This window comes from Lentzea xerophila, assembly GCF_051094245.1.
In the GTDB taxonomy this organism is placed as follows: domain Bacteria; phylum Actinomycetota; class Actinomycetes; order Mycobacteriales; family Pseudonocardiaceae; genus Lentzea; species Lentzea xerophila.
This window is the reverse complement of record NZ_CP194934.1, coordinates 5609252-5631277: the sequence shown is the minus strand read 5'-3', so window position 1 is coordinate 5631277 and position 22026 is coordinate 5609252. Positions and strand designations below refer to the sequence as shown.

The window sequence follows — 22026 nt, the reverse complement described above, 5'->3', positions numbered from 1 at the left end:
GACACCGGTGTGCCCGATCGGTAGTGCCGCGCGGTAGGCACCTTCCGTAGAACTGGGTCACCCGAGCCGAACCGAGGACCCATGCCCAACCACAGCCGCACTGGCGATGATCTGTTCCAGCGCCCGCTGTCTCCCGTGGAGCGCCTCTACGTCGCTACCGCCGGACCCTCCACACCGTTGGTGATCCAGTTCGTCGTGCAGGGCCGAGGGGATCTCCGCCATGCCGACGTGGTGGCCGCGGTGCGCGTGGCGGCGGATGCGTGCCCCGGCAGCAGGCTCGTGCGGCGCGGCCGGACGTGGGTGGACAGCGGCAGTGCGCCGCCGGTGCGGGTGCTGGCGGGTGCGGGACAAGCCGACCCACTGGCCGACCTGCCGTTCCTCGCCGAGACCGTGGACGCCGTGAGCGGACCGACGTGCCAGGTGGAACTGGTCCGGGGACGCAGGTGTTCGGTGGTGTTCCGCGCCTTCCACGGCGTCATGGACGGCAGGGGCGTGCTCGCCTGGGCCCGAGACGTGTTCCGTGTCCTGCGAGGTGAGGCGCCTGTCGGAGCACCGTCACCGGACACGGAGGCCGCGGTTCTGGCCGAGAGGACGACGAGCGCCGAATCGCCGCGGTTGCGGTTCGCGTGGCCGGCTCCGTTGCGAGCCGGGCGCCCGCACGACGGTTCGGGCGACCCGGTGTGGGTGCGTCACACGATCGCGGGCAACCACGCCGGTGCCGTGGCCCGGATCGCCACCGCACTCGCTTCGGTCGGGGACGGGGACACGGCGCGGATCATCATCCCCGTCGACCTGCGCAGGCACACCTACGCGCGGTCGACCGCGAACCTCGCGCTGCCCGTGCTGCTGGACGTGCGGTCCGGTGCGGACTGGAGATCCGTCCACAGCGAACTCCTCGCCGCATTGGCCGAACGGCGTGAGCTCGCCGTGCCGTCCACGTGGTGGAGCATTCTCCGGCGGATGCCGTTGAGCGCGCTGCGTCCGTTGCTCTCGCGCGTCGCGGCGCGGACGGCGGAGCAGGGCTACCTGTGCTCAGCGGTCGTATCGCATGTCGGCCATGTCGACCTGGCCGAGATGTCCGCGCCGGGATTCATCGCGACATCGGCGTACTCGCTCCCGGTGCACGATCCGGTCAGCCCGATCTCGTTGTGCGTCACCGAGACAGACGGCCGCACCGAGCTTGCACTCGCCTGCCGGCCGGCTCCGGGTGAGGGCACCAGGGCGGCGAGGGCTCTGCTGCACCAGATCGGAGAGGCCGTGCCCCTGGACACCCCGGCACGGCCTTCACCGGCAGCGAAGGCCACCGTGGTGGACCGCTTCTGCGCGCAGGCCCGGCGCACGCCGGAAGCGGTGGCCGTGGTCGGCAGGGACCAGACGCTCACCTACGAGGAGCTGGATCGCCGCTCCGATGCCGTGGCTCAGGCGCTCCGAGCAGCGGGCGCCGGCCAAGGAGCGCTCGTGGGAGTGCTGGCCGAGAGGTCGGCGGCGGCCGTCGTGGCGCTGTGGGGCGTGCTCAAGAGCGGTGCAGCTTACCTGCCGCTCGACACCCAGCACCCGGCACACCGGATCAACTCCACGCTGACCGTCGCCGGGGTCACGCTGTGTCTCGCGCAGCGGATGCAGAGCTGTCGCGTGGACGCACCGTGCGAGGTGTTGGTGCTGGAGGACGTGTGGCCGTCGGAGCCGGTCGAGTTCCGCCGGCGGCCGGCGGCGCCGGACCCGGCGTACGTGATCTTCACCTCCGGGTCGACCGGCGCGCCCAAGGGGGTGGTGGTGAGCCACGGGGCGTTGGCGAGTTACGCGGACTGGGCGGTGCCCCTGTACGGAGTGGGCGCGCAGACGCGGTTCGCGGTGTTCACCTCGCTCGCGGTCGACCTCACGGTGACGGGCCTGTACCTCCCGCTGCTGGTGGGGGGCAGTGTGGCGATGGTGCCCGACGAGGTGAACCACGTGTCACTGCGGGAGGTCGTCGAGGGCTGTGGCGCCACGGCGTTGAAGCTGACCCCCACCCACCTCAGCCTCATCGACCGACTGCGGCTCCTGCCAGGCCGCATCAGTCTGCTCGTGGTCGGTGGCGAGCAGTTGCGCACCGACGTGGCTCTGCGCGCCCAGCACTCGTTCGGCCCGCAATGCCGGATCTTCAACGCCTACGGCCCCACGGAGGCGACCGTCGAGTGCCTGGTCGCCGAGTACGACGAGGAACGCCACCGCGGGACGGTGGTTCCGATCGGGCGTCCACAGGGGAGCACCGGTATCCAGGTCGAGAACGGGGAACTGCTGCTCACCGGCGAACAGGTGGCGAACGGTTACCTCGGCGCCGTGGAGGAGAACGCGCGCTTCGAACAGCTGCCCTCCGGGGAACGCGGATACCGCACCGGAGACCTGGTGTGCGAACTGCCGACGGGGGAGTACGAGTACCTGGGCCGGGTGGACAGGCAGATCAATCTCAGAGGGCTTCGCGTGGAGCCCGCCGAGGTCGAGGCGGCGCTGGAGCAGCACCCGGCGGTCGCACGTGCCGTCGTGACCGCCGTCGAGTCGCGAGGAGAGCCGGTGCTTCAGGCGCACGTGATCGCGTCCGCGTCCTTCGACGAGGCGGCGGTGCGCCGGCATCTCGCGCAGCTGCTCCCGTGGCACATGGTCCCCCAGCTGATGGTGCTGGTCGACGAACTGCCACGTACCGTCAGCGGCAAGACCGACGTCGAGGCGTTGCGGTCACCGACGTTGCTGGAGATCATCCGCATCTGGTCGCAGGTGCTGGGCGTCGACCCCTGTGCGGTCACCGCGGACACCGACTTCGTCCGCATCGGTGGTACCTCCGTGGCGCTGCTGGAGGTCCTGGCCGCCGTCGCCGTCGACGTCGTGGGAGCCGAGCGGGAGGCGGCGTTCATGGCGGAGCTGAGGGAGATGGTGCGGGTGCCGACGCCCCGGACCATCGCATCGGTCGTGGATCGTTGTTCCGCCTGATCGGTTATCCGATGCGCGGTGTCACGCTGAGCGCCGCGCGGAACAGCGGCACGACGTGCTCGTCGAAGGCGGCCAGCAGCATGTCGTGGGCGTGGTCGACGAACGACCGGCTCATCGCGAACCCCTCGAAGTACGCCTCGGCCAGACCGCTGTCCTCGTGCAAGCCTGCCCATCGCGCGGTGAGCTCGTCGACCAATGCGCCGAGCTCGTCCGGATAGCGCGTCAGCTGACCGAGGCCGAGCTGCACGAGCACCGTCTCGCTGCCCGGACCACACCACAGCCGGTGTACGTCGTCCACATAGCCGCTCAGCGCGTACAACGCCGCGGGCGTGCTCGCGTCCTCGTCGAGGTGCGGTGCGTGCAGGGCCGCCCGGCGCTCTGAGGTTGCGAGCAGCACCAGGTGGTACAGCGCCAGTGGCGTGTCGGACGAGTCCTGAAGCCAGGCCAGGAAGACGTTCTGCCACGCTGCGAGGCAGTCGGTGAGCCCCGCGGGCAGCGGAGGCGTCGCCCGTGTCCCGGAGTGGTAGTTCGTCCACGCGACCTCGAGGTCGCCACACACCTCGCCCTGACGGAACGGCTCGACGCCGACCTGGTCATGGTCCGGCATCCAGCCGGTGGCATGGGCCGCGCGCTCGGACATCGCTCGCACGAACTCAGCCACGGTGTGGTCGGACGCCTCCACGAGCGCTCGTGCTGCCGGTGAAAGCCGTTGCAACGCCTGCCATGCGTCGAGATGCCGGCGCTGCGCCACCAAGCGCCGGACCTCCTGCGCCGCGGCGCGGACGTCGTCGTACGCGTCCGGCTGCCTTGCATTCGGAGCGACGAAAGGCACGAGGGCGCCGAGTACCTCTCTCACGCGCACGGCCCGGCAGTTGATCGTGATCACGTCCGGTTCGGACACGACGTTGAAGAATCCGTGGCAATCCTTGCGGTGCTCGCGCTCGGCTGCACGGCAGCGTGCCGTGCAGTACGGCCCCGCAGGCACATCGGCGCCGACCCAGTAGAACTCGGCGTTGGCCGCACCAGGTGCTTCGGCGATCACACGAGTCAGCACCGCCCGCTCGTGGTCTGCGAGAGGCGACAGCGTGTAGTTCGGGATCGGCGCGCAGGGTGTTCCCACCCGGCTCGTGACGACGTCCAAACCTGTTGTGTCACCGCCGGACCAGATCACCTCAGCCGCTCTGGCCATCGTCGCGAAGTCTCCTGGTGGCGCCAGGAACGCCAGCGACCGTCCAGAAGGGACGAAAGTGCCGGACCGGCCGAGAGCGCGTTCACCGTGCCCGAAGACATAGGCGACCATGCGCGCACCTCCACGTCCGTGTCACCTCCGACGTTACGTGCGCCGAGGTGCCCTTGGGGGCCTCACCGAGGGCACCGGGGGACTGCCCGATGCACCCGGTCGGCTTCCCCCGCGCACAGGTCGCGGTGTGGCACCAGGTGCGACGCTCGACGAGTCAGGACCAGAAGCCGGGAGAGCTCGCCAGCAGCGTTCGGAGGCGGTGGCGTCCGGCCGGCGATCCCGTGGGAGCCGACATGCCGACCGACCTGAAATGCTCGACCACCTTCCGCCTCGTGTGCCCGGACGGCGGGCACAAGCCGGTCGCGGCCGACCTCCGCTATTCGACGCGTGACCCGCTGGCCGTCGCGGTGGTCTGCCACGGCAGTGGGGGAGAGGTCTCGTGGACCTTCGCCCGTGACCTCCTCGCCGCCGGCCTGATCGGTCCAGTGGGAGAGGGCGACGTGCGGCTGCGCCCGCTGTCCGGCGACGGCGCCCGCGTGCTGCTGAGCCTGGCCACCCCTTTCGGCGCGATCGACTTCGTCGCACGACTGCTCGTCGTGGCCGACTTCCTGGACCGGACCTTCGAGCTCGTGGCCGACGGTGCCGAGGACGTCGTCGCGGAGCTGGATCGCGACATCGCCGAGCTCGTGTCCGGAGCGGACTGACCGGGGCCTGTTCAGAGCTGGCGGAGCCGGCGGGACAGAGTGGACAGGGCATGGGGGAGCCCGCTGATCCAGCCGGGGAGTCGTTCGAGCACCTCCTCCACCTCGGTCGTGTGGCCGGCGGTGTGCTCGCAGGCCTCCTCCAGCTCACCGACGAGCGCGGTGAGCCGGTCGTACGTCTCGTCGGAGACAGGCGAGCCGATGAGGTCGCCGAACATGCGGTAGACCGTCACCGCGCGGTGCTCGATGTCGGCCATGCCGTCGAGCGCCCGGTCGAAAGTGGGCGAACAGACCCAGCGGGCGAGGCGGCGCAAGTCGCTCAGATCCGGCAGTGCGGAGACCTCCGGGAGGGTGAAGCCTTCCTCGCCGAACTCGTCCACGACGGTCGCGCAGGCCTCCAGCAGACCGGCGATGCCACCACGCCAGAGTTCGAAGGTGAGCAGCGGCGAGGGGATGAGGAGATGGCACACGCGCCGCATCCCGGTGTCGCACCCGTCCATCGCGGTGTGCACGGCACGGATGGCGGCTTCCGCTCCGGCGCGTCGGCCGCCGCGTTCAGCCGGTCGACCGCATCGACGATCGCTCTCGCATCGGCCCGCAGGGCGACTGGTTCGACGAGAGGCCCCAGGTCGCGCACATCCAGCGGCTTGCGCCGTGCGGTGGTCGTTCTGATGCCCAGCGAGGGATGTGCCGCGGCGAAGGCGGACCATGATCCGGGATGTGCGCGCACGGCGGCGCCGCTGAGCTCCAGCCCGTCCGGGAGGACAGCGACCACGCAGTGCCGATCGTGTACCGGCCAGTCCTCGATCGCCCGCGCCAGCACCTGGTGCCAGTGTTCGGTGCCGGTGCGCAGGAGCTGCGGCGCCAGCACGACCACGTCCGGTCCGACGGCGCACGGGAGGCGGACATCCGAGATCATCGCGGCCAGGACTTCCGCGTTGTGCTCAAACGCCATGTCGCACAACACCTCCGCGGTCAGGCCGGTGGGGAACGCGATTGCCCACTGTTCCAGGACCTGAACCAGGGAGGGCCAGCCGGCGGCGAGTGCGGCGCGCTCGCGGGGCGCCAGCCCGTCGAGCACCTCCGCCGCGTCGTCGGCGAGCCACAACCCTTCGTGCCAATGGCCGAGCCACGCGCGTACCCGTTCGCGCGCCGGCGCGATCCGCCGATCCGCGTCCAGCAGCTTGCGTTCTTGCGCGGGGAGCCGCCGGGCGTAGCGCTCCAGCGCGAACTCACCGTCCTCCGCCAGCACGCGGTGCGCTGAGCGCACGGCGTGCCACTCGTGCATGTCGACGAAGCTGAGCATCATCGTCCTGGTGCCCGCGGGCCACGAGCTCCACCGCTGTTCCCGTTGAGCGGGCTCGAGTGCCATGAACAAGTCGACCTCGGCACTGAGCTCGGCGTGCAGCGTGTCGTCCGGGTGCGCGGCGGCGTCAGCGGCGGTGGTGACGTGCAGGCGCGCGTGCTCGGAGTCGTCAGCGGCGAGGCAGGCGAGGACGTGGAGCTCGGTGCTGTCACCGAGGAGGTCCAGCCATCCGCCGCAACGGTGCCGTCCGGCGCTCGAGCAGTGCTGTGGCTGACGGCACAACGGTAGACCGGCGGCAGGCATCGGATAGCGGCCGTCCCCGACGAACACGGCGTCCACCTCGCCGGGAAGCGTCGTCAACGCCCTGGCGATCTCGTCGTCAGCCCACCTCTGGAGCCAGACGTTGGGGCAGGGCGTGCCGGACGGACCCGCCGACCACAGGGATCCTTCCCGGCCTGCCGTGGCCAGTGTGGCGTGGACGATCATGGTGGACAGCAGTTCGCCTTCCGGGGCGTAGAAGTGCACGGTCATGCCCGGAGGCACGAGCACCGGCTCGTTGACGACACCGCGCCCGTGCCCCACCAGGAACAGCCTGCCCCCGACCATGTGCGCATCCTTCCGAGTCTCCGGCAACCTGATTTCCGGACAGGACAGACCGTGCACCTCCCGAGTCGCGCCGCGGTTGCCCCCGCGGCCCTTCCTCGGTGCACGGATCAAGCGCTGGCCTTGATCGGATTGTGACGTGGATCTCCGCGGCGCGTCCGTAACGGCGGCCGGGCCGAGGGGTCCTAGGCGCAGGTGAGGCAGGACCAGTTCGTCCGGAGGTGTGCTCTGATGTCGGTCAACCAGTGCGCCATCTGCTTTGAGCGGCACGCCGCCGACACAGCAGCGCGGTTGTCGTGCCGACACACTTTCTGCGTGCGGTGCCTGCGCGACTGGGTGCTGGTGTCGGGGCCTCGCGGCTTTACCTGCCCCTCCTGCCACCAATCTCCTCACGCGCTGTGGGTGCGAGGTGTGCACGTGCCCGTGCTTCGGAACGTGCACGAGCTCATTCCGACGTTGCACGACCCAGGACACCGACTGGCAGCTGCCAACTCCGGCGTCCTCGACACCGCCTTCGGTTATCACCTCGCTGCGCTGTCCGCGAACGGCACGCCGCCGGATCTGGGTACCGCGGCAGGGCTGGTGCTCGCCGCGCTCGCCGCCAGGGCCGATGCGATCGAGGCGATCCGCCTTCAGGTTTCCGCGCTGTGCATGGGCGTCACGCGCCAGGTGGACGACCTGTGCGAGGCGAGCGTCCGATGGCGCCGCGCACCCGCGGCCGCACGTACCGGGAGCATGGTGCCGCTGTGGCCACCCAACTCCCGCGATCTCGCGGTGCTGGAGGAGCTGTGTGCGGGGCTGGAGGCTCACCGTCAGACCGTGCCGCGACTGTCTGACGACCTCGCGCCCCTGCGGCGTGAAGTGGGGCTGCTCATCCACGTGTGGTCGACCGTGGAGGCTGCTCGCGCACCGGGCTCGCCGGCACTTCTCTCCGATCCCGGTGACGCGATGGCGAACGCGTGCGCGAGGCTGGGGGCCGTTCTCTCGGCCGTGCGTTCCACGTTGGAGGCCGAGCTCGGCCATTTCGCCGGGGCTGCCGAGGACAACCACGTGCTGCGCGGTCAGCTGATCACTGGCCAACTCTGCAACTGAGAACCAGGCAGAAGCCTGGTGGCCGCCGAGCCCAGGGCGCTCTGATGGCGGTGTCCGCGTTGATCTCCGAATGGCGAGAATCACGCTGGACGCACTTTCCGGTGGCCCCTGTCGGCCGGAACCGCGTCGCGGTAGAGGTGTCCGGCAGTGCTGGGGCACTGCCGGACACCCGTCTTGTCGTCGTCCCCTGCTGACGGCGACACGACCCGGTCATCACCTGTCGGCGACGCCCTGTGCCTGCCGGATGATGACGGTGAATTTCTACGCGAGCTGTTCGGGTCGCGACAACCAGGAGAACTCCTGATTGGTCAGAGCGTCCGCCGCATCCTGCGAAACCCGTCCGCTCCCAGCGCATGCCGCCGTTCGCCGACGAGTTCGAAACCGAGGCGCGTGTACCAGCGCTCGGCGGCAGTGTTCTCAGTGGACACGTCGAGCTCCGCCGACCGTGCTCCGATGCCGGCAGCCGAGGACAACAGGTGCTCCAGCAGTGCCGTGCCGGCACCTCCGCCGCGGAACTTCCGTGCGGTGCAGAAGTTCGCGAGCAGCAGTCCGTCGGGCGCGGGCGGGGCGAACGCGGCGGACAGGACCAGCAACCGCCGCAGCACTCCCGGCGCCGCGAGACGGTAGTGCTGGAGCACGGTCGTCGTCGTGATGGCGCTGAGCCGCCGGAAGTCGCGGCCCCGGTAGGCGGTGCAGCTCGCCACGACGTCGCCTCCTCCCGTCGTCGCGACGATCTGGTTGCGGTAGCCGTACACCCCGCCTCCTCGCAGGAAGTCCCGTTGGAGGAACCGGACCGCGTCGGAGCCGAACACGCGATCGACCAGGCCTGGTGCCGATCCGCGTTGCAGCTCGGCCACCACGAGGTCGTCCTGACGCGCATGGCGAATCGTCCAGGTGGTCAATGGTTCCCTCCTGTGCCCACGTGAGTGCCCGATCGGGCACGCGACCGGGACGGGTGGCGGCGTTGGGTGGTGTCGATCATGACGTCGGCGAGAGGAGAAGCCGGATGGAACAGGCCCGTGTGGACGGTCGCGGTGGCCGCGCCGAGCTCCTCGCGTTCTGGACCCAGCAGGTGCGTGACGCCGTCGCGCAGATGCACGCCGCGGTGGCGGAAGGGCTTGGCGAGGCCCAGGAAACCCTCTTCAGGAATGGGCACGCGGCCGGGCGCCAGGCACTGGCGGTGCTCGCCGAGACCGTCGCGGGAGCGGGCGCCGATCCAGGGCTCTCCCACGACGAGGCGTACCTGTTCGCGGCGTTCGGTGAGGAGGTCCTGCGCCTGGCACGGTTGCTGGACGCGGTCAACACGCACGGCGAGGCGATCGCCGAGGCCACGCGGTTGCGGCCGGTCGTGCTCGCCCACCTCGGCCGGACGGACCAGGATCTGGCGGACCTGTCTCAGCTCGCAAACCGGCTGCGTGACGTGGTGGTCTCGCACGGGGGGAAGTGAGGACCGGTTCACGAGCGCACCTCGCGGAGTCTGCCCATGAGCGTCGCCGTGTCGTGTGCTGCGGTCGCCAGGTCGTCCGGTGTCCGCCGGAGCTCCGTCAGCGCCAGCGCGACCGCCCCAGGTACCACCTCGCACCATTCCCGCAGTGCCGAGTGGGCGTCCGCGGTGGTCGTGGCGTCCGGCGTGGTCGCCACCCGGTGCCACGCATCGTGCAGGTCCTCAGTGAGAAGGTCGGCGCGCTCGACCGCCTGTGCGGCGCCATCGCTCAGCAGGAACGCGGTCGTCAACCTCAGCGTCGCTTCCGGCAGCCCAGCCAGGTCGATCCGCCCAGTCTCCTGCGCGGTGAGCACGAAGTTCATCGCCCGGTCCCACCAGGCCGTCACGTCGTCGATGACCGTGCTGGACCAGCGGCTCAGGGTGTCGGCGAACGTATCGCGGGCGTCGAGCGCCTCCTCCGCCGCCGCGAGGGCGAGGTTCACCTCTTCCGGCGGCGCCGCGACGGCCAGTGCGCGGTTCAGCTTGGCGACGGCGTCCAGCACGTCGCTGTTCACTGAGCGCAGCACCCACATGTCGTGCACGGTGCGCAGGTCGTGATGGGCCACTGTGTGCGCGATATCCGGCCAGGCTGATGCGGCGAGCCGGCGCACGTATTCGGCCGTGGGCCCGCTGACCGCGCCGGCGAGCACCAGCCCGGCGCCGGCGTCGACCGGGGTGAGCTCGGTGTCACCCTGACGCAGGGAACGGACGTACCTGCGCAAGGCGCCGCCGGTGCCGGTCTCGAACCCCGACTCGTCGTGCTCGGTGGCGATGGAGGAGGGCGCGAGGACGACCGCCTCACCGATCAGCGCGGCGGGCAGCGCGACGCCGAGCGGTGCTGCCGCGAGCACACTCAGGTTGTGCTCGTCGACTAGCTGTGCGGCTCGCCGCGGCGTCATGCCGGAGGGGAAGTCGGCTGTCCACATCGCCATCCGGCTCGCCAGCGCGGGCTCGGCGTGGGCGAGGCCGATCCGGTCGGCCTGGTCGAGCTCGCGCCACGCCTCGGCTGCCTTCTCCGGATGCGCGTGCCGGGGGTCGGTCCAGTGGTTCAACCACCGGTTCGCCTTGTCGACGGCGTGCCGCACGCTGGGGTCCCGTCGGCAGACCGCCTGCTCCCGCTGGTCGAGCGTGGTGAGGTAGGCGGTCAGGCTGAACATCCCTGCTTCGGCGAGCACTGACCGCGCACCGCGCACCGCAGCCCACTGCTCGACCACGTCGTGGCCGAGCATCATCGCCTGAGTGGCCGTGGGGTGGCCGTCCTCGGTCGCCCAGGAGTCGAACAGCTTCTCCTGCGCCGCGAACGGCAGCCTGGCGAACCTGGAGGCCATCCAGTCGAGCTCGGCCTTGAGCTCGCCAGTGCGACGTCCGGGATCTGGCCGGAGCGCTGACGGCAGCACGCCGCGCCACCCGCGCAGCCGCTCCCTCTCCTCCCGGCCGGTGTGCTGGGTCGCCCGCGAGACGTCGTCGTCATTGTGCAGCAGGCAGGTGACGAAGTGCAGGTCGTCCGCTCGTCCGGCGAGCACGTCGAGCCAGCCACCGCACGCGTGCGCCCGCGCGGCCGTGCAGGCCGACGGGGTCTCGCAGAGCCGTAGACCGATGGCGCGCACAGGAACCGCCGAGTCACCCACGCAGATCACCGGGACCGAGCAGGACGCGCTGCTCAGCACCATCCGTTCGTGATCACCCAGCGGGCTCACCAGGACGTTGCGGCACCGCGCGGAGTGCCGAGCGGAACCTGCTGACCACAAAGGACCGGTCCCACCCGCGGAGTTCACCACCGCGACAGCGAGTGTCAGCGGCAATCCGGTGTGCTTGCGCGCGTAGAAGTGGATTCGCCGGCCCGCGGGGAGGAACACCTCACCGTCGAGCAACCTCCCGTGCCCCACGACGAACAGGTCGCCCATGCCATCCCTTCCGCCGACTGCTCCGCTGTCACCACAACAGCTGTCCACTGGGGGAGACGAGCACCTTCGTGCACGCGCGGGTGCACAGCGACATGGCCCGTCCAGGACTTCGAGTCCTGGACGGGCCGCACGTCACGTGATCGGGAGCGGACGGAGCGTCGGCCCGCTCCCGATCACCTGTGCGCTACCGCTATCCCTTGCGGCGTCGTGCCACCAGGGTCAGCGCGGCCGCTCCGACGAGTGCCAGCAGAACACCCGTGAGAGCCAGACCGGGCAACGGCAGCGGGGGACCGGTCAGCGCGAGCTGTCCGGGCTTCGGCGAACCACCCGGCGTGTACGGCAGCGGCGGTGCCTGACCCAGGTAGTGCGACGGGTCGGTGGCGCTCACCGGGGTCAGACCCTCGATCGGCGTACCGTCCGAAGTGGACGGAACTCCGGTGACCGTTGCCGTGTTCTTGTACTGGCCGAGCACCGCGGTGCCCTTCTTGGTGCAGGTCATGCTCGTCCCCGGTGCCAGCACCCGCGGTGCGTCCGGACAGCTGATCTCGCCCTCCACGTCGTCCATGATCTTGATCGTGGTCAGCGGGACGTTGCCGGTGTTGGTCACCTCGTAGGTCCAGGTGACCGACGAACCCTGGATGACCTGTGGCCCGGGCGCGGTGTTCGCGTCGTCGCCGTTGGTCTTCTTCACGATCTTGACACCAGGGGTCGCACCGAAGTAGTTCGCGTCATCGGTGTCGGTGACCGGCGTCGCGCCGGGGATCGGCTGGCCGCCGTCGTCGACGGGGTTGCCCGTGACCGAGCCGGTGTTCTTGTACGCGCCTGCCACCGCCTTGCCGGTGAGCGTGCAGGTCATCGACTCACCGACGGCGAGATCGGTCTTCGGGCAGGTGATGTCTCCTTCCTTGTCGTCCTTGACGACCACACCGCTCAGGTCGGTGTTGCCGGTGTTCGTCACCTTGTAGGTCCAGGTGACGTCGCCGTTCTCCGGGATGAACGGTCCTGGCGCTTCGTCGGCGTCCTCCTCGTTGACGAACTTCTCGATGTCGATCGAGGACTTCGCGCCGAAGTGGTGGGCCTTGTCGCTGTCGGTGACAGGCGACGCGCCGGGAACAGGTGCACCGCTGCCGTCGACCGGGGTGCCGACCACGGTGCCGGTGTTGTCGTACTGGCCTGGTGCGGCGGTGCCCGTCGCGGTGCAGGTCATGGACTCACCGACGGCCAGCGTCGTCTTCGGGCAGGTGATGGCGCCTTCCTTGTCGTCAGTGACCGCCACGTCGGCGAGCGGCGTGTTGCCGGTGTTCGTCACCACGTAGGTCCAGGTGACGTCGCCGTTCTCCGGGATGAACGGTCCTGGCGCTTCGTCGGCGTCCTCCTCGTTCACGAACTTCTCGATGTCGATCGAGGGCTCCGCGCCGAAGTGGTGGGCCTTGTCGCTGTCGGTGACAGGCGACGCGCCGGGAACAGGTGCACCGCTGCCGTCGACCGGGGTGCCGACCACGGTGCCGGTGTTGTCGTACTGGCCTGGTGCGGCGGTGCCCGTCGCGGTGCAGGTCATGGACTCACCGACGGCCAGCGTCGTCTTCGGGCAGGTGATGGCGCCTTCCTTGTCGTCGGTGACCTGCACGTCGGCGAGCGGCGTGTTGCCGGTGTTGGTGACCACGTAGGTCCACGTCACCTCGCCGTCCTTGGGCACGAACGGGCCCGTCGGGGTGTCCGCGTCCTCACCGTTGACCGCCTTCTCGATGTCGATCGACGGCACGGCCCCGAAGTAGTGCGCGGGGTCGGAGTCCGTCACCGGCTGCATGCCCTGGATCGGCGTTCCGTTGCCGTCGGCCGGCGTGCCGGCGACCGATCCGAGGTTCACGTAGTCACCCCCGACGGCGGTGCCCGTCGCGGTGCAGGTCATCGACGCGGTCGGTGCCAGCGTGCCCTGCGGGCAGGTGATGGCGCCGATCTTGTCGTCGGTGACCGTGACGTTCACCAGGTTGGTGTTGCCGGTGTTCGTCACCACGTACGTCCACGTCACCGTCGAGCCCTGTGGCACGAACGGTCCCGGCGCCTCGTCGGCGTCCTGTCCGTTCACGGCCTTCTCGATGTCGACCGAGGGCTGTGCGCCGAAGTAGTGCGACGGGTCGCTGTCGGTCACGTTCGGCAGACCGGGGATCGGCGTTCCGTTGCCGTCCGCGGGCGTGCCCTGCACGGAACCGACGTTGGCGTACTGCCCTGCCTCGGCTGTGCCGGTCAGGGTGCAGGTCATCGAGGCACCGGGTGCGAGCGTGCCTTGCGGACACGTGATCGCACCTTCGCGGTCGTCGGTGACCGTGACGTCGACCAGGTTGGTGTTGCCGGTGTTGGTGACCACGTAGGTCCACGTGACCGTCGAGCCGACCGGCACGAACGGCCCGGTCGGGCTGTCCGCGTCCTCACCGTTGGTGGCCTTCTCGATGTCGATGGCGCTGGTGCTGCCGAAGTGGTGCGCCATGTCGGAGTCGGTCACCGGCTGCATGCCCTCGATCGGCGTGCCGCCACCGTCGGCAGGTGTACCGAGCACCGTGCCGGTGTTGGCGTACTGGCCTTCCGTGGCCGAACCGGTGGCGGTGCAGGTCATCGACGCGTTCGGAGCCAGTGAGCCCTGCGGGCAGGTGATGGCGCCGATCTTGTCGTCGGTGACCGTGACGTTCACCAGGTTGGTGTTGCCGGTGTTCGTCACCACGTAGGTCCACGTCACCTGACCACCCACCGGCACGAACGGCCCGGTCGGGTTGTCGGCGTCGTCACCGTTCACGGCTTTCTCGATGTCGACCGAGGGCTGTGCGCCGAAGTAGTGCGAGGGGTCCGAGTCCGTTACGTCCTCGGCACCTGGGATCGGCGTGCCGCTCCCGTCCGCCGGCGTGCCCACGACCGTGCCGTTGTTGGCGTACTGCCCTGCCTCGGCTGTGCCGGTCAGGGTGCACGTCATCGACGCACCCGGAGCCAGCGTGCCTTGCGGGCAGGTGATGGCGCCCTCGACGTTGTCGGTCACGGCGACGTTCACCAGGTTGGTGTTGCCGGTGTTCGTCACCACGTAGGTCCACGTGACCGTCGAGCCGACCGGCACGAACGGCCCGGTCGGGCTGTCCGCGTCCTGACCGTTGGTCGCCTTCTCGATGTCGATGCCACCCGCGCCACCGAAGTAGTGCGCCGGGTCGGTGTCGGTCACGTTCGGCAGACCGGGGATCGGCGTGCCGTTCCCGTCCGCGGGCGTGCCCACGACCGAACCCGTGTTCACGTACTGGCCGGCCTGAGCCGTCCCGGTCAGGGTGCAGGTCATCGACGCACCGGATGCGAGCGTGCCTTGCGGACACGTGATCGCGCCCTCGACGTCGTCGGCGACCGTGACGTTGGTCAGGGCCGTGTTGCCGGTGTTGGTGACCACGTAGGTCCAGGTCACGGTCGAGCCCACCGGGACCTGCGGCCCCGTCGGCGTGTCGGCGTCGTCACCGTTCACGGCCTTCTCGATGTCGACCGAGGGCTGTGCGCCGAAGTAGTGCGACGGGTCGCTGTCGGTCACGTTCGGCAGACCGGGGATCGGCGTTCCGTTGCCGTCCGCGGGCGTGCCCTGCACGGAACCGACGTTGGCGTACTGCCCTGCCTCGGCTGTGCCGGTCAGGGTGCAGGTCATCGAGGCACCGGGTGCGAGCGTGCCTTGCGGACACGTGATCGCACCTTCGCGGTCGTCGGTGACCGTGACGTCGACCAGGTTGGTGTTACCGGTGTTGGTCACCACGTAGGTCCACGTCACCTGGCCACCCACCGGCACGAACGGGCCGGTCGGCAGATCGGCGTCGGCGCCGTTGGTCGCCTTCTCGATGTCGATCGCGGGCGCGGGGCCCGCGACACCGAAGTAGTGCGACGGGTCGCTGTCGGTCACGTTCGGCAGACCCGGAATGGGCGTGCCACCCGCGTTCGCGGGCGTACCCACGACCGCGCCGTTGTTGGCGTACTGGCCCAGCTGTGCTGTGCCGGTCAGGGTGCAGGTCATCGACGCACCCGGAGCCAGTGTCCCTTGAGGACACGTGATCGCACCCTCGCGGTCGTCGGTGACCGCGACGTTCACCAGGTTGGTGTTACCGGTGTTGGTGACCACGTAGGTCCACGTCACCTCACCGCCCTCCGTGATCTGCGGTCCGGTCGGCGTGTCCGCGTCCTGGCCGTTGGTCGCCTTCTCGATGTCGACCGAAGCGTTGACACCGAAGTAGTGCGACGGGTCGGCGTCGGTCACGTTCGGCACACCGGGGTACGGCTCACCGGCCTCGTTCGCGGGTGTGCCCACGACCGTGCTGTTGTTGGCGTACTGCCCAGCCTCGGCTGTCCCGGTCAGGGTGCAGGTCATCGACGCACCCGGAGCCAGCGTTCCTTGCGGACACGTGATCGCGCCCTCGCGGTCGTCGGTGACCGCGACGTTGATCAGGTGGGTGAAGCCGGTGTTCGTCACCACGTAGGTCCAGGTCACCTGGCCACCCACCGGCACCAGCGGTCCGGTCGGGTCGTCGGCGTCCTCACCGTTGGTCGCCTTCTCGATGTCGACCGACGGCGGACCGGGCGGGTTGTTGACCTCCACACCGAAGTAGTGCGACGGGTCGGTGTCGGTCACGTTCGGCAGACCCGCAATCGGCGTGCCACCCGCGTCAGCCGGCGTACCCACCACCGAGCCGATGTTCGCGTACTGCCCTTCGACCGCCGTCCCGGTCCGGGTGCAGGTCATCGACGCGCCCGGCGCCAACGTGCCCTGAGGACACGTGATCGCCCCCTCACGGTCATCGGTGACCGCCAGGTTCACCAGGGTGGTGTTGCCCGTGTTCGTCACAACGTACGTCCACGTCACCTGGTCACCGGTGGGGATGTCGGGCCCCGCCGGTGCGTCCGCGTCCTGGCCGTTGGTCGCCTTCTCGATGTCCACCGAGGCGCGCACACCGAAGTAGTGCGACGGGTCGGTGTCGGTCACGTCCGCCGCGCCGGGGATCGGTGTCCCGTTGCCGTCCGCGGGCGTGCCCACGACCGCGCTGTTGTTGGCGTACTGACCTTCAACGGCTGTCCCGGTCAGGGTGCAGGTCATGGACGCACCGGGTGCGAGCGTCCCTTGTGGACAGGTGATGGCGCCTTCGCGGTCGTCGGTGACCGCGACGTTGACCAGGTTGGTGTTGCCGGTGTTGGTCACCACGTAGGTCCAGGTCACCTGACCACCCACCGGCACGAACGGGCCGGTCGGGTTGTCGGCGTCCTGGCCGTTGGTCGCCTTCTCGATGTCGATCGACGGGACCGCCGCTTCGACACCGAGGTAGTGCGACGGATCGGCGTCGGTCACGTTCGGCAGGCCGGGGATCGGCGTGTTGTTGCCGTCCGCGGGTGTGCCCTCGACCGTGCTGTTGTTGGCGTACTGGCCCAGCTGCGCCGTGCCGGTCAGGGTGCAGGTCATCGACGCACCTGGAGCGAGCGTGCCCTGCGGACACGTGATCGCACCCTCGACGCTGTCACTGACCGCGAGGTTCACCAGGTTGGTGTTGCCGGTGTTGGTGACGACGTAGGTCCACGTCACCTCACCGCCCACGGTGATCTGCGGTCCGGTCGGCGTGTCCGCGTCCTGGCCGTTCGTCGCCTTCTCGATGTCGACCGAAGCGTTGACACCGAAGTAGTGCGACGGATCCGAATCCGTCACGTTCGGCAGCCCCGGAAGCGGCGTGCCGCTCCCGTCCGCCGGCGTGCCCACGACCGTGCTGTTGTTGGCGTACTGCCCTGCCTCGGCCGTTCCGGTCAGGGTGCAGGTCATCGAGGCACCGGGTGCGAGCGTCCCTTGTGGACAGGTGATAGCACCTTCGCGGTCGTCGGCGACCGCGACGTTGACCAGGTTGGTGTTGCCGGTGTTGGTCACCACGTAGGTCCAGGTGACCTCACCGCCCACCGGCACCAGCGGTCCGGTCGGGTTGTCGGCGTCCTGGCCGTTGGTCGCCTTCTCGATGTCGATCGCGGGCGCGGGGCCCGCGACACCGAGGTAGTGCGACGGGTCGCTGTCGGTCACGTTCGGCAGGCCGGGGATCGGCGTGTTGTTGCCGTCCGCGGGTGTGCCCTCGACGGTGCTGTTGTTGGCGTACTGGCCCAGCTGCGCCGTGCCGGTCAGGGTGCAGGTCATCGACGCACCCGGAGCCAGTGTCCCTTGAGGACACGTGATCGCGCCTTCGACGCTGTCGGTGACGGTGAGGTTGACGAGGTTGGTGTTGCCGGTGTTGGTGACGACGTAGGTCCACGTCACCTGGCCGCCCTCGGTGATCTGCGGTCCGGTCGGCGTGTCCGCGTCCTGGCCGTTGGTCGCCTTCTCAATGTCGACCGAAGCGTTGACACCGAAGTAGTGCGCGGGGTCGCTGTCGGTCACGTCCGGCTGACCGGGGATGGGCGTGCCGTTGCCGTCCGCGGGCGTGCCCACCACCAAACCGGTGTTGACGTACTGACCGGTCTGCGCCGTTCCGGTCGCGGTGCACGTCATCGACGCGCCTACGGCCAGACTGCCCTGCGGGCAGGTGATGGCACCGATCTTGTCGTCGGTGACATTGACGTTCACCAGGTTGGTGTTGCCGGTGTTGGTCACCACGTAGGTCCAGGTGACCTCACCGCCCACCGGCACCAGCGGTCCGGTCGGGTTGTCGGCGTCGTCACCGTTCACGGCCTTCTCGATGTCGATCGACGGAGCCGCCGGCTCCACACCGAAGTAGTGGGCCGGGTCCGTGTCCGTCACGGGGTTGCCACCCGTCACCGGGTTGCCGGTGACGGTGCCGGTGTTCACGTACTGGCCGAGCGTCGCCGTGCCGGTCGCGGTGCAGGTCATCGACTGCCCGACGGCCAGAGTGCTCTGCGGACACGTGATCGCGCCGATCCGGTCGTCGGTCACGGTGACGTTCTGCAGCGCCACGTTGCCGGTGTTGGTCACCACGTAGGTCCAGGTGACCTGGCTGCCCTCGACGATCTGGGGCCCCGGCGCCACGTCGGCGTCGTCGTTGTTGACGGCCTTCTCGATGTCGATCGACGGCGTGGCCGGCGCCAGGCCCAGGTCCCAGGTGAGGTCCTGTTCGGCCTGGTCGAGGGTGAAGACGTCGGTGATGCTCGCCCCCTCGTTCAGGGGTCCGCCGTCCGAGTCGTTCCCGTCGTCAGTCTGGTTCTGCGGCGACAGCAACCGATCCGCCGGGGGGAAGAACTTCACGTAGTAGTCGCCCGCCGGCAGCGCGCTGAACAGGTAACGCCCCCGGTTCGCGGGGTTCGAATCACCGGCGTCGGTGAACGTCTCCCCGTTCGGAGCCATCTGGTCGTCCGCTGTGCCCACGATCCCGTCGGCGCCGGGCGTCCAGAGCTGGACCCTCACACCGCCGACACCGCCTTCACCGGCGTCTTGAACACCGTCGCCGTCGGTGTCGTCCCAGACGAAGTCACCCACGAGCCCGAGAGGCGGCAGCGGCTGCACGGTCACCGGCACGCGGACCGGCTCGGCGGGAGGCAGCGGGGCACCCCCGACCGGCGTGGCGCGGAAGGCGAACGAGTTGTAGGCCGTCTCGCCGGGCACCGCGCCGGTCTCGGCGCGCATCGGCCAGCTGAACGACAGCGACGAGCCGGGCGCGAGCTGGTCGGTGAAGGTGAACCGCACCGACTTCACCGACGTCGGGTCCGCCACGACCGCCGACCACGGAGACCAGTTAGGTGCGTCGCAGTTCGTGCTGGGACCGCCCATCTCCGGACGGCACGGGTTGGCCGACGTGCTGTACTCGATGGTCGCACCGGCACCGGTGATCTCGCCGATCAGCTGTACGTCGAACTCGGATCCCCTGGCGTCCGGCGACTCACCGATCACCTCGGTGTCACCGACCCTGGGCAGGATGTCGATCACCTGGGTGCCCGCCTCGAACGTCGTGGCGGTGCTGTTGCTGATCGTCACGCGGTAGTCGACCTGGCCACCGGGATAGGTCTGGCCGGAGGTGCCGAACTCCGCGTTCAGCTGCCCCTTGACCTCCTTGACCGAGGACAGGTTCGTCGTCGCCACGACGTTCAGCGACTCCTGGTGGAAGCAGATGGGGTCGTTGTTGAGCCCGTCGCCGTCGCGGTCGCCGCTGTCGACGTCGTCGCGCGAGTTCACCGGAGCCTGCGACGAGCATTGGAACCCGATGGTCTGCTCCTGCGTCACGCCGGGAGAGATCGTCGAGTCGAACGGGAACGTGCCGGGGGTGACGCTGGGGCCGACGCGCACGTCGTAGTCGAGGGACCACGTGCTGCCCGGAGGCGCGGACGTGCCCGCGGGCCAGGTCCACCTCAGCAGCGTCGTGCCACCGAACGACGGCTCGACCTCGAAGTTCGCCGGCGCCGGGAGTCCGCTCGTGCCGGCGTTGAAGGTGTAACCGCCCTCGAGGGAGAAGCCGGCGGGCAGCAGCACGGTCACGACGGGCTCCGCCAGCGGGGACAGGGAGTCGTTGCCCACGCCCGCGGTCGTGGTGAAGTCGAAGCGGCCACCGAGGGTGCCGGTGTGCTGTCCACCGGGAACGCCGGTCGCCACGGTGTTCACGTAGGCGCGCGCCGGGTTCTCCAGGTAGGTGACCTCGTCGCAGTGCTCGGCGAGCTGGGCCTGCTGCCCGTTCGAACCGACGACGACGCCGGTGAGGCAGTTGCGCACCTGCTCGTTGTTGCTCAACGGCGCACCGTCCCAGCCGGGATCGCGCAGCCTCGTCTCGATGCCGGCGTAGCTCACCGCCCAGCCGGCCTCGATCACGCCGCTCCACTCGTACCGCACACCTGTGATGGCGGTGCCCGCGGGCAGGTTCAAGCTGGAGACCTGCACGTCGGGGGCTCCGGAAGCGAACGGGCCTCCTGGCACCAGAAGGTTGGTCCCGGCGGTGTTGGTGTCGTAATAGATCTGCAAGGTCGCGTTGCCGGGCCAGTGGCCAGGGGCGAAGTAGACGGTCTCGAGGTTGGAGTCGATCAAGTCCTCCACCCGCACGGTGCTGAGCGTGCCGGTGCCGTCGTTGACGACGCCGTAGTACCAGAACGTGCTCTCGCCGGCCGCGACCGAGCGGTCGGTCGGGGTCTTGCTGAGGTAGCCGGAAACGGTCGCGTCACCGGTGATGCCGGTGCTCACGGACGCCGTGGACGGCGGCAGCGGTTGACCGGTCGAGGTCTCACCGCTCGCCTGGACGGTGTTCACGGCCGGAGGACCGTTCGGGGGGAAGTTCTCGACCGGGAAGTTCAGCGTCAGCGTGCGTGTGATGCAGCCTCCGGTCGGCTGCAGGGCGGCCACGGACATGCGTCCGAGGTTCCACGTCACCTGGTTGCCCGACACGACCCCACCGTCCGCCGCGACGACGACAGAGCCGGCCGGGATGGTGTCGACCAGCGTGGCGTTGAAGATGTCGAGCGGTCCGTAGTTCGGGTCGGACTGGGGTGCGAAGCACGCCCGCACCTGGTACGTCGCGTTGCCACCCGCGAGGACCTGAGCGGGTCCCGTCTTCTCCGCTTTGATCGCGGCGGTGGCGCGGATCGTGGTCTCCACCTGGTTACTGGCAACCACCTGGGCGCCCAACTCGGCACGGGCCTGGTTCCTCAGCACCCAGCCGTCCGGGGTGACACCGGCGGGAGTCGACACGACGAGCGTCAACTGGGCGGTGACACCCGCGTCGAAGCCGGGACCCATCGCCCACACGACCTCTTCGCCGACGACCTGGCCGCCGTCGCTGATGGACTCGCCCGTGCCGTTGGTGCCCGCGCCCAGGCTGTACACGTAACCCGCCCGGCGGTTGTTGCCGTCGATGTCGGTGATGGCGGGCAGGAGGTCGCGGACGACCGCGCCCTCACACGACTCGCCGGGCAACGCCGAGGAACAGGACACACCGATCTTGTAGGTGATCGGACCACCGCTCGGCGCCGAGGACTCCTCGACCGCCTTGGTGATGATCAGCTCGGGCGCGGCGTTCGCCACCGGGGCGACCATCACGCTGCCCGCCAGGAGGAGCAGGCTCGTGAACAAGGACTTGGCCGCCAGCCCGCGTCCCCTTCTCCGCACCCGTCCCCCGGTGCTCTGCGTCGCTCTCATCGCACTCCTCCAGTGCCTGCGCTCGCGGGACGAGCGCGGGCGTACGGAACACCCGGCCGATCGGTCGGACACCACTCCAGATCTGTGCGGGTGAGCTGGATTACGCACACGTGGCGGCTTCTTCCGCGACTGCCCTGCAGGGCACCGTCGCGGCGTCTCCGCGCGATCGGCCACTAAGGACGAAGAGCGAGGTCAACCCGTCGCCGGAGGTTCCTCGGCCGGTCGCGCCCGGCCGCAGCGGCGTTTTCGCTCCTGCGCGATCAGTTGCCCGGACGGGCAGGTTCCGAAGTGTGACCCCGAGGCAGATCACGCCAACACGGAGCGCACATCATGAGCGACCAGGTACGCCGAGGACGGTGACGCCCCGCCGATCGCGTTCGGGGTACGCGGAGAGCCCGGTAGGCCACGCGGGTCTCGGCGGGGGTGGCACCGAGCGGGATGCGGAGTACCGGTGGGGGTCAGGTGGTCACGGGTCTCGTCGTGGCGGCGTGTGTGGTCCCCCGGCGGCCGGATGGTGGCACCGCCCCCGCCGGACGCGCGGCCGACCGGGCAACGGCATGCCCCGGCACGCAGGACCCTTGCCCGAACGGACAGGACACCTCCATCCGGCAGAACGGGACGTCGTTTGCGCCGT

Annotated in this window: 10 protein-coding genes and 1 pseudogene; 5 read left to right on the top strand and 6 right to left on the bottom strand. The window is 69.7% G+C overall.

The features are described from left to right. Positions 1–81: 81 nt before the first annotated feature. Positions 82–2964 carry a non-ribosomal peptide synthetase gene (locus tag ACRSBM_RS26865; RefSeq protein WP_434447238.1) on the top strand — a complete coding sequence of 961 codons (2883 nt, stop codon included), beginning with the start codon at positions 82–84 and terminating at the stop codon, positions 2962–2964. A 4-nt stretch (positions 2965–2968) separates the two neighbouring features. Here the strand turns inward: ACRSBM_RS26865 and ACRSBM_RS26860 are convergent, their stop codons facing one another. Further along, positions 2969–4264 carry a putative adhesin gene (locus ACRSBM_RS26860; protein ID WP_434447236.1) on the bottom strand — a complete coding sequence of 432 codons (1296 nt, stop codon included), beginning with the start codon at positions 4262–4264 and terminating at the stop codon, positions 2969–2971. 233 nt (positions 4265–4497) lie between these two features. Here ACRSBM_RS26860 and ACRSBM_RS26855 point away from each other — a divergent pair, with 233 nt between their 5' ends. Continuing rightward, positions 4498–4908, top strand: a complete 411-nt coding sequence (locus tag ACRSBM_RS26855) for an SsgA family sporulation/cell division regulator (protein WP_434447234.1) — start codon at positions 4498–4500, stop codon at positions 4906–4908. A gap of 11 nt (positions 4909–4919) precedes the next feature. Here the strand turns inward: ACRSBM_RS26855 and ACRSBM_RS26850 are convergent, their stop codons facing one another. After that, positions 4920–5285: a hypothetical protein gene (locus ACRSBM_RS26850; protein WP_434447232.1), complete on the bottom strand. Its 366-nt coding sequence runs from the start codon at positions 5283–5285 to the stop codon at positions 4920–4922. Next, positions 5225–6817 carry a putative adhesin gene (locus tag ACRSBM_RS26845; protein WP_434447230.1) on the bottom strand — a complete coding sequence of 531 codons (1593 nt, stop codon included), beginning with the start codon at positions 6815–6817 and terminating at the stop codon, positions 5225–5227. Before ACRSBM_RS26845 ends, ACRSBM_RS26850 begins: the two co-directional genes overlap by 61 nt. 228 nt (positions 6818–7045) lie before the next feature. Here ACRSBM_RS26845 and ACRSBM_RS26840 point away from each other — a divergent pair. After that, positions 7046–7180, top strand: a pseudogene (locus ACRSBM_RS26840) (RING finger domain-containing protein); the annotation flags it as partial. A 51-nt stretch (positions 7181–7231) separates the two neighbouring features. Further along, positions 7232–7906, top strand: coding sequence for a hypothetical protein (locus ACRSBM_RS26835; RefSeq protein ID WP_434453524.1), 675 nt, complete (start codon positions 7232–7234; stop codon positions 7904–7906). Positions 7907–8214: 308 nt separating this feature from the next. On the opposite strand, the gene ACRSBM_RS26830 is transcribed toward ACRSBM_RS26835, so the two are convergent. Beyond that, complete coding sequence (locus ACRSBM_RS26830) at positions 8215–8808, bottom strand: GNAT family N-acetyltransferase (RefSeq protein ID WP_434447228.1); 594 nt, start codon at positions 8806–8808, stop codon at positions 8215–8217. Between the two features lie 104 nt (positions 8809–8912). Here ACRSBM_RS26830 and ACRSBM_RS26825 point away from each other — a divergent pair, with 104 nt between their 5' ends. Continuing rightward, positions 8913–9353 (top strand): hypothetical protein, encoded by a 441-nt coding sequence (locus ACRSBM_RS26825; protein WP_434447226.1) that lies wholly within the window; start codon positions 8913–8915, stop codon positions 9351–9353. 8 nt (positions 9354–9361) lie between these two features. Here the strand turns inward: ACRSBM_RS26825 and ACRSBM_RS26820 are convergent, their stop codons facing one another. Beyond that, positions 9362–11293: a hypothetical protein gene (locus ACRSBM_RS26820; RefSeq protein ID WP_434447224.1), complete on the bottom strand. Its 1932-nt coding sequence runs from the start codon at positions 11291–11293 to the stop codon at positions 9362–9364. Positions 11294–11483: 190 nt separating this feature from the next. After that, positions 11484–21392: a DUF7507 domain-containing protein gene (locus tag ACRSBM_RS26815; RefSeq protein ID WP_434447222.1), complete on the bottom strand. Its 9909-nt coding sequence runs from the start codon at positions 21390–21392 to the stop codon at positions 11484–11486. Positions 21393–22026: the final 634 nt, after the last annotated feature.

Coding starts and splice junctions, on each gene's coding strand:
- ACRSBM_RS26865 (WP_434447238.1), top strand. CDS start 82: ATGCCCAACCACAGCCGCACTGGCGATGATCTGTTCCAGCGCCCGCTG.
- ACRSBM_RS26860 (WP_434447236.1), bottom strand. CDS start 4,264: ATGGTCGCCTATGTCTTCGGGCACGGTGAACGCGCTCTCGGCCGGTCC.
- ACRSBM_RS26855 (WP_434447234.1), top strand. CDS start 4,498: ATGCCGACCGACCTGAAATGCTCGACCACCTTCCGCCTCGTGTGCCCG.
- ACRSBM_RS26845 (WP_434447230.1), bottom strand. CDS start 6,817: ATGGTCGGGGGCAGGCTGTTCCTGGTGGGGCACGGGCGCGGTGTCGTC.
- ACRSBM_RS26825 (WP_434447226.1), top strand. CDS start 8,913: ATGGAACAGGCCCGTGTGGACGGTCGCGGTGGCCGCGCCGAGCTCCTC.
- ACRSBM_RS26820 (WP_434447224.1), bottom strand. CDS start 11,293: ATGGGCGACCTGTTCGTCGTGGGGCACGGGAGGTTGCTCGACGGTGAG.
- ACRSBM_RS26815 (WP_434447222.1), bottom strand. CDS start 21,392: ATGAGAGCGACGCAGAGCACCGGGGGACGGGTGCGGAGAAGGGGACGC.